Consider the following 13170-nt stretch of genomic DNA (forward strand, 5'->3'; position numbering starts at 1 on the left):
GGCCGGCCCCCTCAAGGGGCGGGCGCGCAGCACGATCCAGGTCCGGGGCAGTTCGGGCAGCCCGAAGCGTCCCCCGACCTTAACGGCGCCAGGGCCGCCACCGCGAGCCCCGCCATGACGGCCAGCACGCCGCCGCCGACGAACACCCCGATCCAGGGCAGGGAAGCCGCGGCCAACGCCTCCGGTTCGCTCTCCCTCTGGCGGGAGGCCGGCGCGGCCGCGGATTTCCTCTCCGGCTCGGGGTTTCGCGCCGCGGTCGAGGGCTTCGGCCGGCCCCGGATCGAGACCTGGCGGGTCTGCGCGGCGGCGTTCGGTTCCTCCACGGCGACGCGTGGACCCACCCGAGACAACCCGGCTCGTCGGTCCCGGAGACGATCTCGCGGCCCGGCCGGCGAACGCTCCGCGTCGCGGAAGGCAGGCTTGACCGTTGTGGGGACCGAGTCCAGGTCCGGGGCCGATTGCAGCTCCGAGATCGCATGGCTCCCACCGCACACCCCGCCCTGATCAACGTCTTCATAGGCGACATCCAGGGGGGCCTCGGCCCCTTCCTCGGGACATGGCTGGCGGAGGCGGGCGCGTGGAGCCCCGCGCGGGTCGGCTTCGTCATCACGCTGGTCGGGTTCGGGACGCTGTTCCTGAGCGGCCCGTTCGGGGCCCTGGTCGACCGCTTCCCCCGGCCGCGCCTGCTGATCGCCCTGGCCTGCGGCGGCATCCTGGCCGGCACGCTGATGCTGCTTCCGGCCCGCAGCTTCGGCGCGGTGCTGTTCGCCCAGCTGCTGGCCGCGGCGGGGGGCACGCTGTTGTTGCCGGCGGTCGCGGCCCTGACCCTCGGGATCGTCGGGAAAGACGGGTTTCCCCGGCAGCAGGGCCGCAACCAGGCCTTCAACCATCTCGGCATCCTGATCGCGGCCGGCGGCATCAGCCTCGGCACGGGCTATTTCGGCCCGGCGATCGCCTTCTGGGTGCTCGGCGGCATGGCGGTCGCGGCGATCGTCGCGAGCCTCACGACGCCGGCGGGGGCCTGGAACCGGCGCCGGGCGGTGGGTTGGCAGGAGGATGCGGAGGACGAGCCGGCACGCGGCGGTCTCCGGCAGGTCCTGGGCAACCGGCGGCTGCTGGTGCTCACGGTGGCGCTGACGCTGTTCAACCTCGGCAACGGCGGCATGCTCTCGCTGCTCGGCCAGAAGCTGGTGGCGACCGCCGCCGACGCCACCACCTGGACGGCGCGCTACGTGATGGTGGCGCAGCTCGTGATGGTGCCGGTGGCGCTGTTCGCCGGTTCGCTCGCGGACCGGCGCGGGCGGCGCCAACTCCTGATGGTCGCCTTCGCGGTACTGCCCGTGCGGGCCCTCCTGTCGGGCCTGATCGACGACCCGGTCTGGCTCCTCGCCGCCGAGATCCTCGACGGCGTGGCGTCCGGGATCGTCGGGGTGGCGGTGCCGGTGGTGGTGGCGGACCTGACCTGGGGGTCCGGGCGGACCCAGACGGCGCTGGGCAGCGTCAACGCCGTGCAGGGGGTCGGAGGCGCCCTGTCGGGCTGGTACGGCGGCCTCTCCTACGGGTTGTTCGGCTGGACGGGGGCGTTCCTGGCCCTCGGCGTTCCGGCCCTGCTCGCGTTGGTGCTGGTCATCTGGCTCGATGCGACGCCCGAGCCCGGTCGCCGCCGCAAGCGCCGGGAGCGACGCAGTGCGGCGATGCAGCGGGCGTAAAGGAGCGTGGCGGACTCCGATGGCGTTCGGAGTCGACGGTCGATTGAAACGTGCCCCGAGCCCGCCACGCACCCTCCTCGCAAAAAGGGGAGGGAGGGCGTGAGTTCGGTCGAAAACACGAAAGCCCGGCCGATTGCCGGGCTCGTGGCAGAGCTGGTGAGGCGATTCAGCCGATATGCGGGCTGCCGGTGGCCGCCGGGAACCGGTCGGCCAGGGCGCGCCGGAGCTTTTCCAGGGCGCGGTTCTCGATCTGACGGACCCGCTCCTTCGAGATGCCGAGGCGCTGCCCCAGTGCTTCCAAGGTGGCCTGGTCCTCGGCGAGGCGACGCTCCCGCAGGATGCGCAACTCGCGCTCGGATAGGACGGTCAGGGCCTGCTGGAGCCAGCTCAGGCGCCGCTCGCCGTCCACCGTGGCGCTCACGGTCTCGTCCGGCAGGGCGGCCCCATCGACCAGGAAGTCCATCCGCTCGGAGGAGGCGTCGCTGTCCTCGCCGACGGGGGCGTTGAGCGACATGTCCGGCCCGGACAGGCGAGCGTCCATCAAGGCGACGTCGTCGCGCGAGACGCCGATGGCGGTCGCAATGCGGCGATGGATCTCATCGCCGACATGCTCCTCGGTGGATTGCATCAGCCGGGCGCGCAGCCGCCGCAGGTTGAAGAACAGGGCCTTCTGGGCCGAGGAGGTCCCGCCGCGGACGATCGACCAATTGCGCAGGATGTAGTCCTGGATCGAGGCCCGGATCCACCACGTCGCATAGGTCGAGAACCGGACGTCCCGCTCAGGCTCGAAACGGGCAGCGGCCTCCATCAGGCCGACATGGCCTTCCTGGACCAGATCGGCCATCGGCAAGCCGTAGTGACGAAAACGCCCCGCCAGGGCGATGACGAGGCGCATATGGGCGGAGATCAGGCGATGGAGGGCGCGCTCGTCGCGGTCGTCCTTCCAGCGAACGGCGAGGCCGCGCTCTTCCTCCCGGGCCAGGAAAGGCGCCTCCATCGCAGTCCGTATGAACTGCCTGCGTATTCCCGCGATCTCAGCCATTCCGCCTGCCTCTTATTGTCGAGCGCTGTTGCGGCGCCGGACCTGCTGCCCGGCGCACAGGCGCCGCCGCGAAGCGACGCCAGGCCAGCGACAACGGGAGGCCGAATAGGAAAGTTCCGCCTGAATGCCCCGGATTGCGACACCCGGACGGCCACGATTTCGTGTTCCGTCGAGAAAACATGGGCGTGGGCGGTCCCCCGTCCAGTCCCGGCACCGCGAAAAAAGCGCTGCCCCCTCGGGCGGCATCCGTCGGCGCGAAAAAAAACCCGGCCGCCTGGGCCGGGTTTGTCGTCGTTGCGGAGGGCTGCGCTCAGGCGGCCTCTTCCTGGATGTCCTCGCCGTCGGCCTCAGCCTCGGCCTCCGGTTCCGCCTCGCTCTTGGCCCGGCGGGGCGACTTCGCGAGGCTCTGCTCGATGAGCTTCAGGGCCTCGGTCTCGGTGATACGGTTCACCGAGGAGATCTCGCGCACGATCCGGTCGAGGGCCGCCTCGTAGAGCTGACGCTCCGAGTAGGACTGCTCGGGCTGCGCCTCGGAGCGGAACAGGTCGCGCACCACCTCGGTGACCGCGAGCAGGTCGCCCGAGTTGATCTTGGCCTCGTATTCCTGGGCCCGGCGCGACCACATGGTCCGCTTGATCCGGGCGCGGCCGGTCAGCAGGTCCAGGGCCTTCTTCACCAGTTCCGGCTCGGCCAGCTTGCGCATGCCGACGCTGTTGGCCTTCGCGGTCGGGACGCGCAGGACCATCTTGTCCTTCTCGAACGAGACGACGAACAGCTCAAGCTTGTAGCCCGCGATCTCCTGCTCCTCGATCGCGGTGATGCGACCGACGCCGTGGGCCGGATACACGACGGCCTCGCCGGTCTTGAAACCCTGCCGGCCTGTGGTCGTCGTCTTCTTGGCTGTGGTCATGCGAGAAGGGCCTCCACTGGCGCGCAGCGTTCAGCGCCGCACGGAACCGTGTTCTTCCGGGTGGGACTCCCGGTTTGCCTCGCCGCTCCCGAGATCCCCGCCACGTGGGGGGACCCGGGCATTCCCCGGCGCGGCCGTGCAAACGTCTGGATCGCCCACCGAAGAGACCTTCGGCGGTCGATCGCGTACCACTCCTAAGCCACGAAGATCGAAGGCGTTTCGGCCGGAGGAAGCACGTCAGGCGCGAGCGACGGCAGGCAGATTGTCTACCACAATCCGGCGCGTAGAGCAAAGCATCCCTGAAGACGCGCGCAGGCGCTATGCGGCGCTCGAGCGTTTTACACCGGCGCAGCGGCCTAGAAATGACCCCACCGCGGATCTGGGCTTCCCGAGACGCAGATCAGCCCAGGCCGGGGGGGCGTCCGCGGATTGACCCGGCTCCCGCATCCATCTCCGGGAGCCGACCTTGAATCCTGTCGGCCTGCGGCCGTGCTCAGTCGCCCGTACCCGGATTGGGCGAGAAGTGAGCCTCGAGCTTTCCGGATTTGCCGTCCCAATCCTTGGCGTCGCCCGGAGCTTCCTTCTTCTGGGTGATGTTGGGCCAGGTCTTGGCGTAGTCGGCGTTCAGCTTCAGCCAGGTGTCGAGGTTCGATTCGGTGTCGGGCTTGATCGCCTCGGCGGGGCATTCCGGCTCGCAGACGCCGCAATCGATGCACTCGTCCGGGTGGATGACGAGCATGTTCTCGCCTTCGTAGAAGCAATCCACCGGACAGACTTCGACGCAGTCGGTATACTTGCACTTGATGCAATTGTCGGTGACGACATAGGTCATCGGATATCTTCGTCCTCAAACACGACTTGGCTCGGGCGGAGCCTCGGGACGGCCCGCACGCCCGGGTGGCACTGCGAGGGAATGCCGGTGCGGCACGGCTCGGAGCCGGGCTTCGGAGGCAACGGCTCTAGACTCTGCCTCCCGGGCTGACAAGCGCGCGGGCGCCGCATCCCCTCGGCGTTCGGTCGCTGTCCCGGCGGCTGTGGCCCGGCCTCATCACTCGGGCCCGGGCGATGCGGCGCCCGAGGGGCCCTGCGAGAGGTCGTCATAGAGGCACTGCGCCTCGGGAGCCGGGCCCCGCCGCACGCCCAGGTCGCGCACCCGCACCGCCAGCGTGGCGTGAGGTGCGGCCACGGTCACGACGTCGCCGATTCCGATGCCCTTGGCGGGATTCTCGGCCCGGACCCCGTTCACCCGCACGAAGCCCTCCGCAGCGAGCCGCGCCGCGAGGGACCGGGTCCGCGCGAAGCGGGCGAACCACAGCCACTTGTCGAGCCGCTGCCGGTCCTCCCGCATCCCTGGGCGGTTCAGCGCTTCCCGCCGTCGCCGGCTTCGAGCTGCGCCTTGAGCGCCGCCAGCTTGGCGAAGGGCGAATCCGGATCGGGCGCGCGCTCGCGCCGGGGGGGACGCTGGTCGGGCCGCGGACCGGAGGCGCGCGGCTCGGCGTTGCGCTGGTCGTCCCGCCGCGGCGCCTCGCGGCGTTCGGGCCGGCCGCCCTCGAAGCGGTCACGGCGCGGTCCCCGATCCCGCCCGTTGCGGGCCGCATCCTCGCCGCCCTCGGCGCGGCGCGGTTCCGGACGACCCTCCGGGCGACCCGGCCCCTCGTGCTGGCCCTGCGGGCCGCCGTCCCGGCCGCGGCCCGCGCCGCGCGGACGGTTCTGCGGGCGCTGATGGGCCGGACGCTGATGGCGCTGGAGACGCCAGACCTCGATCTGGGGCACCTCGCCGGTGGGCTCGCCCTCCGCCCCAGCGGTCTCGGGCGCCGCCTCCGCGCCGGCCAGATCGGCCGCCGCAACCGGCTCCGCCTCGCTGGTCCCGGGCTCCGGCGTCGCCGCCTCCAGGGTGGCGTCGGGCTCGGCCGCCGGCTCCGTCTCGGGATGCTCTGCTTCGCTATGCTCCGCCGCAGGAGCGTCGGCCGGGCCGTGCGCCTCGGCAGCGGCCTCGACGGGCTCGGATGCGGCCTCGGACGCTTCGACTGGGGGCTCCTCGGTCGCGACCGCGTCCGAAACGCCTGCCGCCTCGGCGGGCTCCGCCCCGGCGACGGGCGCGTCGCCAGGGATGTCGTCGCCAGGGATGTCGGCGTCAGACGCGGCCTGCGCCGCGCCGGCCGGGGCCTCGTCGCCGACGGGCTCGGCGGCGTCCGCCTGCACGGTGACCGCCTCGTCGGAGGAGGCCTCGGCGGCGGCGGTCGCCGCGGCCGGCGTCGTCGCGGCGGCCGGGAGGAGCGGCACCGTGATGGCCGGCCCGGGGCGGGCCTCCGCATTGTAGCCCAGGGATTTCAGGATCGAGGCGAAATCCTCCCCCGAGCAGCCGACCAGGGAGGTCATGCCGACGGTGGCCACGAAGCCGTCGCCGTCGGCGGTGCCCTCCGGCGGGGCGCCGGGCGTGGTGCCGGGCCGGTAGGCGATCGCCGGGCGGATCAGGTCGGCGAGCCGCTCCAGGATGTCGACGCGCACCGCCCGCTCGCCGCTGACCCGGAAGCCGGCCGCGCGATAGAGGCCCTTGGCGATCTCGCGGTCGACCTTGATCGAGGTGCGGCCCGAGCCCGCGAGATGGGCGATCTCGTCGAGGCCGCGCTGGTCGAGGCCGCCGTTGCGCAGGGCCCAGAGCTGGGCCGCGAGCGTCCGCGGCGCCGGCTTCAGCAGCGCCGGCAGGAAGATGTGATAGGCGCCGAAGCGGACGCCGTGCCGGCGCAGCGCCCCGCGACCGTCCTGGTCGAGGCTGCGCATCTCGTGCGCCACCTTCGAACGCTCCAGCACCCCGAGCGCCTCGACCACCTGATAGCCGATCCCCTTGGCGAGGCCGGTGAGGTCGGCGGCGGTCTCGATCTCCATCAGCGGGCCGAGCAGGCGGACGACATGGGCCTTCAGCCACGCGTCGAGGCGAGCCTCCACCTTCTCGCGATGGGCGCCGGTCAGGCTGTCATCGGCGAGAAGCCGGATCTGCGGGGCGAACAGCTTCTCGCCGGGGGTGAGCTTGGCGACGGGCGCCCCGGTCCAGCGGATCGTGCCGTCATGCGCCAGCACCAGGGTCGAATCGGCCGTGGCGGCGAACCGCTCGGCCCGGGCCTCGATCTCGCCGGCGAGCGCCTTCTCGGCGGCGCTCCGCAGAGTCTTGGCCTCGTGTCCCTCGGCGCTGGCATCCGGAACGAACAGGAATCCGTGGAGGTGGCCGACATGCTGACCCTCGACGGTGACGTCACCGTCGGCGGTAATCTGGGCTTCGAGCATCGTGTTCTCTCTCAGGCGCCGCATCAGGACGCTTGTGCGCCGGTCGACGAAGCGGCTCGCGAGGCGTTCGTGCAGGGCGTCGGACAGCCTGTCCTCTACCCGACGCGTCTCGCCCTGCCAATGTTCTGGGTCGCGCAGCCAGTCGGGCCTGTTGGCGACGAAGGTCCAGGTGCGCCCCTGGGCGATCCGGCGGGACAGGGTGTCGATATCGCCGTCGGTGCGGTCGATCATCGCCACCTGCTCGGCGAACCACGTATCGGGGATGCGTCCGGCCATGCCCTTCATGAGGAATCGGTAGAGCTGCGCCACGAGGTCGGCGTGCACCTGCGGGTGGACCTTGCGGTAATCCGGCACGCCGCAGACGTCCCAGAGCCGCCGGACCGTGGCGGCGCCGCGCGCCATGTCGCGGATGTCGTCTTCCTTCATCAGGATCTCGAGGGCCTGCTGGTCCTCGCCCATCGGGGCGCGGGTCAGGCCCGATTCGCGCGGGTGCGTGTCGAGACTCGCCTGCAACGCCTCCAGGCTGCCGAAGGTGAGATCCGGGTTGCGCCATTGCAGGATGCGCAGCGGGTCGAAATCGTGGCTCTCCAGCCGCTCGACCAGCTCGGCCTCGAAGGGCGGGCAGCGTCCGGTGGAGCCGAAGGTCCCGTCCGCGAGGTGGCGCCCGGCCCGGCCGGCGATCTGGCCCATCTCGGCGGGGGTGAGCTTGCGGAAGCGGGTCCCGTCGTACTTCCAGTTGGCCGCGAAGGCGACGTGATCGACGTCGAGGTTGAGGCCCATCCCGACCGCGTCGGTGGCGACGAGGTAGTCCACGTCGCCGGCCTGGTACATCTCGACCTGGGCGTTGCGGGTCCGGGGCGAGAGCGCGCCCAGCACCACCGCGGCGCCGCCGCGCTGGCGGCGGATCAGCTCGGCGATGGCGTAGACCTCCTCCGCCGAGAAGGCGACGATCGCCGTGCGCCGGGGCAGGCGCGCCAGCCGCTTCTCCCCCGCGAAGGTCAGCTGCGACAGCCGCGGCCGGGTGGTGGTGTGGACGTTCGGGATCAGGCTCTGGACCAGCGGCAGCATGGTCGAGGAGCCGATCAGCAGCGTCTCCTCCCGGCCGCGGACGTAGAGCAGGCGGTCTGTGAAGACGTGGCCGCGGTCCATGTCGGCGGCGAGCTGGATCTCGTCGATGGCGACATAGGCCACGTCGAGATCGCGGGGCATCGCCTCGATGGTGCAGATCCAGTAGCGCGGCCGATCGGGCTTTATCTTCTCTTCCCCGGTCACGAGCGCGACCTTCTCCGGCCCGACCTTGGCCACCACCCGCAAATAAACCTCGCGGGCGAGCAGCCGCAGGGGCAGCCCGATCATCCCGGTCGGGTGCGCGAGCATCCGCTCGATGGCGAGATGGGTCTTGCCGGTGTTGGTCGGCCCAAGGACCGCCGTGACGCCGCGGGCGCGGACGTCGCGGGGCAGCGAGCGGCTGGGCGAGGGGCGGAGCGGCGCGTCGATGGTCGGCGGTTCCTTCGGACGAGAAGGCCGTCGCGGCGCCGTTATGGCGCGAGCGGGGAGGGGGCTTATCGACCGGTCGCGTCAGGGACGATAGGGCCGGGTCGTTCCACCCCCATATGGGATGCCGGCGCCGCCAGGTCCAACCTGCGGCGTGACGAGCGGATAGACGTCGATCTGCATCGCCGGCGCCCCCGGCTGGGGTGCGAGGTCGGCGCACAAAGTATCGGGGATCGCCACGAGGGGGCCGCCGCGGGGCCGACCCTGCCCGGGCCGGTTCTCGACGACCTCCGCGGACGAGAAGGCGTCGCCGCCGCAGCCAGATTCCACGGGGCCTGCGGTGAGCGGGCGGGCGGCGGCCGATCCGGTGAGGGCGACCAGGGCGAGGGCGAATCGGAGCGGGGGCGCACGCATCCGCGCAGTATCGCCCGGACCGTGAAGATTTCGCTTCCGGCCGCCATTTGGGCCTCCGGTTGCCGTCTCCGATGCCATCGTCCTTGCGAGCGGAGTGAAGCGATCCAGCAGTCCCACGCTCGGCCGCGCCGGTTTGAGCCCCTGCGCTGCGGGCGTGATGACGCGGTGGCTCAAGCCAACGGATCGCTCCGCCCGGACACCCAAGGACCCGTCAGTCCGCGCCCTCGACCAGCACCACCTCGCCGATCCCGGCGGGCAGGCGCTTCGCCTTGGCCGCCTGGTATTCGGGGGAGAAGTAATAGGCCCGCGCCGCCTCGTAGGAGTCGAACTCGAGCACGACGTTGCGCGGCCGGGCCTCGCCCTCCAGCGCCTCGCTGCGCCCGCCGCGGACCAGCGGTTTGCAGCCGTACTGTCGCATGGCCTCGGAGGCCATGGCGGCGTAGTCCCGGTAGGTGTCCGGGTCGGTGACCGTCATGCGGACGATGATGTAGCCCTTGGGCACCGGCTGACCTCCCTGGCGCGTGTGCCGCGCCGGGCATGCGTGCCGGGAAATCGCCCGCCGGTCAAAGCGATCCGCGTGGCTACTGTCCCGGCGGGTGTTCTTGCAGGCTCGCCTGCGCGGCGGCGGTGCCTGTCGCGCCGGCACCGGCGGTCCCGGTGGGGCCACCCTGGGTCCAGCGCGTCGCCTCGATGATATTGGTGCCGATGGTGGTGAGCACCGAGATGCGCAGCGGGAGCAGCACCCGCGTCCCCTCGACGGGGGCGAGCCAGACCGACATCTCGCGGTTCTCTTCCATGAACTTGACCCCCGGGCGGTCCGGGCGGTGGCCCGCCACCGCCTGATAGCGGGCCGTGCAGACGAGGACCGGGCCGGCATAGCCGGGCTTCTGCACGGGCCGCGTCTCGGCGTAGCTCAGCACCACGTTGAAGCGGGTCGCGCCGTCGAAGACCGGCAGGGTCCGGTTGCAGTTCTCCGGGTCGAGCGGCTCGCCGCGCGCCTGGGTCGGCATCAGCAGCGCGCTGACCGGATCGATGATGCCGCGCTTGTCGGCCTGGGTGACCGGCACCCGGTCCTGCATGTCCACGAGCGGCGGGGTGATCTCCGCCTGGACCACGGTCCCGCGGGCCAGGGCCATGCGCACCGCGATGCCGGAACTCGCCGTGTGGGTGGCAATCGCGAAGGCGCCGGGCTGGGGCGCCGCCGCGAAGGTCCCGGAGGCGCGGGCCGAGCCCTTGCCGCCGGTGATCGCGCCGACGAGGCCGGTCAGCACCGCCGATACGTCCATGACGTAGCGGTCGCGCTCGAACGCCCCGGCCAGCCGCGCGGTGCCGATCGGCAGGCCGGCGAGGTTGATCCCGTAATCGACCGCCACGGTCGCGGGGGCCGCGGCCGCCCGCTTCGAACGCGCCCCGCGCGCGCCGGCATCGGCCGGCCCCGCCAGGAGTGCGAGCGCCAGGAGGCCGCCCGCGAGTCGGCCGGCGGCGTGCGTCGTCAAAGGCTCGATCGTCCGAAGGGCTGGCGTGGCACTCATGATCCGGATCGCATCCCAAGGACGGCGGCCCAAGACACCAGCTTGCGCACGCCCTCTCGAACTCGCCTGCATGACGGCCTCCCCGCGACGGCAAGTGCCGGGCGTGGCGCCTTTCTGCGAGCGGATGAAGGTTATATCCCGGCATCGTGGTTAACAGACCGTTGGATCGCGGATGCGGCCCGTCTCGGCGCCGCTCCCTTGACGCATCGCCCTTCCGTCGCCTATAGGCTCGCGCCTTCAACAGGACTCCGCTGGACCTGGAACACGCAATGGGCGCCGCCCGCTGCGACGACGATCGCGCCGGCCGCGATCGGGTCTCATCGGGCGGAACGAGACGGGATCTAAAGTCATCATGGCGCGCCGCTGCGAACTCACCGGCAAGGCCGTTCAGGTCGGCCACCTCGTGAGCCACTCGAACCACAAGACCAAGTGCCGGTTCCTGCCGAACCTGTGCAATGTCACCCTGCAGTCCGACGCGCTCGGCAAGCGCGTGCGCCTGCGGGTCACCGCGCACGCCCTGCGCTCGGTGGAGCATCGCGGCGGACTCGACGCCTTCCTGATCAAGGCCGGCGAGGGCGACCTGTCGCAGACCGCCCGCCTCCTGAAGCGCGAGCTTCACAAGAAGCTCGCCGAGACCCCGGCTGAGGCGGCCTGAGCCTCGGGCGCTTCCGCGCGACCGTTATCCGACGAAGCAAACCGCCGCAGCCATTCAGGCTGCGGCGGTTTGCGCATGCCCGGACGGGATCGAGTCTGGACAAGTCAGGGTCTCAAAAGGTCTGAGACCCGTTGCGGGTCCAGGGCAGGGCCCCGCGAAGATCAGGGGCTCCGCCCCCGAATCCCGCCGAAGGGCTGAGCCCTTCGGGAACCCCGCTCCTAACGCCGGCCGCCGGCCGCGCGCAGCGCCCGACCGGTGGGCGTGGGCGATCCATCCTCCTCGAACAGCTCGGCCAGCTTCTCGGTCATCGCCCCGCCCAGCTCCTCGGCGTCGATGATCGTGACGGCACGGCGGTAGTAGCGCGTCACGTCGTGGCCGATGCCGATCGCCAACAACTCAACCGGCGAGCGGGTCTCGATCTCCTCGATCATCCAGCGCAGGTGCCGCTCCAGGTAGTTGCCGGCGTTCACCGACAGGGTCGAATCGTCCACCGGCGCGCCGTCGGAGATCACCATCAGGATCTTGCGCTGCTCCGGCCGGCCGAGCAGGCGCTTGTGCGCCCAGTCGAGGGCCTCGCCGTCGATGTTCTCCTTGAGCAGCCCCTCGCGCATCATCAGACCGAGGTTTTTTCGCGCCCGCCGCCAGGGGGCGTCGGCCGACTTGTAGACGATGTGGCGCAGGTCGTTCAGGCGGCCCGGGTTCGGCGGCTTGCCGGCGGCCAGCCACGCCTCGCGGCTCTGGCCGCCCTTCCAGGCCCGGGTGGTGAAGCCGAGAATCTCGACCTTGACGCCGCAGCGCTCCAGGGTCCGCGCCAGGATGTCGGCGCAGGTCGCCGCCACGGTGATCGGCCGGCCGCGCATCGAGCCGGAATTGTCCAGGAGCAGGGTGACGACCGTGTCGCGAAAGTTGGTGTCCTTCTCCTGCTTGAAGGAGAGCGGCTGGTAGGGATCGATCACCACGCGGACGAGCCGCGCCGGGTCGAGCTGACCCTCCTCCAGGTCGAAATCCCAGGCGCGGTTCTGCTGGGCCAGGAGCCGGCGCTGCAACCGGTTGGCCAGGCGGCCGACCACGCCCTGCAGATGCGAGAGCTGCTTGTCGAGATAGGCGCGCAGGCGTGACAGTTCGTCGGCGTCGCAGAGTTCCTCGGCGTGGATGACCTCGTCGAACCGGGGGTTGAACACCCGGTATTCGGGCCCGCGCGCCTCGTTGCCCTGGCGCTGCGGCGGCCGCGACGCCTCGGAGGCCTCCTCGGATTCGGCGTCCTCGGATTCCTCGGGCAACTCGCCCGAGGGCGCGTCGGCCGATTCCTGGGCGCCCTCCTCGATCTCGTCGGAGGCCTCCTCGGAGGTCTCGATCTCGGCGCGCTCGCCCTGGCTCTTCTCCTCCGAATCACCCTCGCTCGGGTTCTGCTCGTCGTCCTGGGCGTCGTTGTCGTCGTCGTTGTCGTCGTCCTCGGCGTCGAACGGCGTCTCGTCCGACATGTCCAGCGAGGTGAGCAGGTCGCGGACCGAGCGGGCGAACTTGCGCTGGTCCTCGATCGAGCCGAGCAGCCCGTCTAGGTTCGGGCCGGCCTTGGCCTCGATATGCTCGCGCCAGAGCGCGACGATCTTGTCGGCCGCCTGGGGCGGCTTCTGTCCGGTCAGGCGCTCGCGCACCATCAGGGCGACCGCGTCCTCCATCGGCGCGTCGGCCCGATCCGTGATGCTCTCGTACTTGCCGCCGCGGTGGTAGCGGTCCTCCAGCATCGCCGTGATATTGCTGGCGACACCCGCCATCCGGCGCGAGCCGATCGCCTCGACCCGGGCCTGCTCCACCGCGTCGTAGACCGCCCGAGCGGCCGCGTTCTCCGGGGCGAAGCGCCGGTGCAGGGTGATGTCATGGCAGCCGAGGCGCAGAGCCATGGCGTCGGCGTTGCCGCGGAGCACCGCGACATCCTGCGCCGAGAGTTTCCGGGGCGGCTCGGGCAGGCGGGCCTTGTCGCCGGTGAGCGCCGGCCGGTCGGTGGCGTAGGTGACCTCGACCTCGGAGCGCCGGGCGATGGCGCGCAGGCATCCGGCCACCGAGCGCTTGAGGGGCTCGGCCACGGGTTCGCGGCGCTCGCCGGGCTTGCGGTTGGAGATGGACATGCGCGG

General features: G+C 71.4%; 12 protein-coding genes. 3 read left to right on the forward strand and 9 right to left on the reverse strand.

From position 1 onward, the window contains the following. Positions 1 to 114: 114 nt before the first annotated feature. On the forward strand, positions 115 to 504 hold the full coding sequence (locus AC3IF1_RS07305; protein ID WP_489216874.1) for a DUF4865 family protein: 390 nt from the start codon (positions 115 to 117) through the stop codon (positions 502 to 504). Further along, positions 477 to 1709, forward strand: a complete 1233-nt coding sequence (locus tag AC3IF1_RS07310) for an MFS transporter (RefSeq protein ID WP_489216876.1) — start codon at positions 477 to 479, stop codon at positions 1707 to 1709. Before AC3IF1_RS07305 ends, AC3IF1_RS07310 begins: the two co-directional genes overlap by 28 nt. A gap of 166 nt (positions 1710 to 1875) precedes the next feature. Here the strand turns inward: AC3IF1_RS07310 and AC3IF1_RS07315 are convergent, their stop codons facing one another. The 8 genes from AC3IF1_RS07315 to AC3IF1_RS07350 form a co-directional block, all read right to left on the reverse strand. Further along, positions 1876 to 2751: an RNA polymerase factor sigma-32 gene (locus AC3IF1_RS07315; RefSeq protein WP_243966638.1), complete on the reverse strand. Its 876-nt coding sequence runs from the start codon at positions 2749 to 2751 to the stop codon at positions 1876 to 1878. Between the two features lie 310 nt (positions 2752 to 3061). Beyond that, positions 3062 to 3661 carry a CarD family transcriptional regulator gene (locus AC3IF1_RS07320; protein WP_489216878.1) on the reverse strand — a complete coding sequence of 200 codons (600 nt, stop codon included), beginning with the start codon at positions 3659 to 3661 and terminating at the stop codon, positions 3062 to 3064. Between the two features lie 493 nt (positions 3662 to 4154). Then, on the reverse strand, positions 4155 to 4493 hold the full coding sequence (gene fdxA, locus AC3IF1_RS07325) for a ferredoxin FdxA (protein WP_489216880.1): 339 nt from the start codon (positions 4491 to 4493) through the stop codon (positions 4155 to 4157). Between the two features lie 216 nt (positions 4494 to 4709). Continuing rightward, positions 4710 to 5009 carry an RNA-binding S4 domain-containing protein gene (locus AC3IF1_RS07330; protein WP_489216882.1) on the reverse strand — a complete coding sequence of 100 codons (300 nt, stop codon included), beginning with the start codon at positions 5007 to 5009 and terminating at the stop codon, positions 4710 to 4712. Between the two features lie 11 nt (positions 5010 to 5020). Continuing rightward, positions 5021 to 8404, reverse strand: a complete 3384-nt coding sequence (locus AC3IF1_RS07335; protein ID WP_489220342.1) for a helicase-related protein — start codon at positions 8402 to 8404, stop codon at positions 5021 to 5023. Positions 8405 to 8521: 117 nt separating this feature from the next. After that, positions 8522 to 8851, reverse strand: coding sequence for a hypothetical protein (locus tag AC3IF1_RS07340; protein ID WP_489216884.1), 330 nt, complete (start codon positions 8849 to 8851; stop codon positions 8522 to 8524). Positions 8852 to 9062: 211 nt separating this feature from the next. Further along, positions 9063 to 9353, reverse strand: a complete 291-nt coding sequence (locus tag AC3IF1_RS07345) for a DUF1330 domain-containing protein (protein ID WP_243966646.1) — start codon at positions 9351 to 9353, stop codon at positions 9063 to 9065. Positions 9354 to 9432: 79 nt separating this feature from the next. Next, positions 9433 to 10383 (reverse strand): DUF3108 domain-containing protein, encoded by a 951-nt coding sequence (locus tag AC3IF1_RS07350; protein ID WP_489216886.1) that lies wholly within the window; start codon positions 10381 to 10383, stop codon positions 9433 to 9435. Positions 10384 to 10735: 352 nt separating this feature from the next. Between AC3IF1_RS07350 and rpmB the strand changes: the two genes are divergently transcribed. After that, the gene (rpmB, locus tag AC3IF1_RS07355) at positions 10736 to 11038 is read left to right on the forward strand and encodes a 50S ribosomal protein L28 (protein ID WP_243966648.1); all 303 of its coding nucleotides are present in this window, start codon (positions 10736 to 10738) and stop codon (positions 11036 to 11038) included. 218 nt (positions 11039 to 11256) lie between these two features. On the opposite strand, the gene cobT is transcribed toward rpmB, so the two are convergent. After that, positions 11257 to 13164, reverse strand: coding sequence for a cobaltochelatase subunit CobT (gene cobT, locus AC3IF1_RS07360; protein ID WP_489216889.1), 1908 nt, complete (start codon positions 13162 to 13164; stop codon positions 11257 to 11259). Positions 13165 to 13170: the final 6 nt, after the last annotated feature.

The organism is Methylobacterium sp. E-012, from assembly GCF_057836545.1.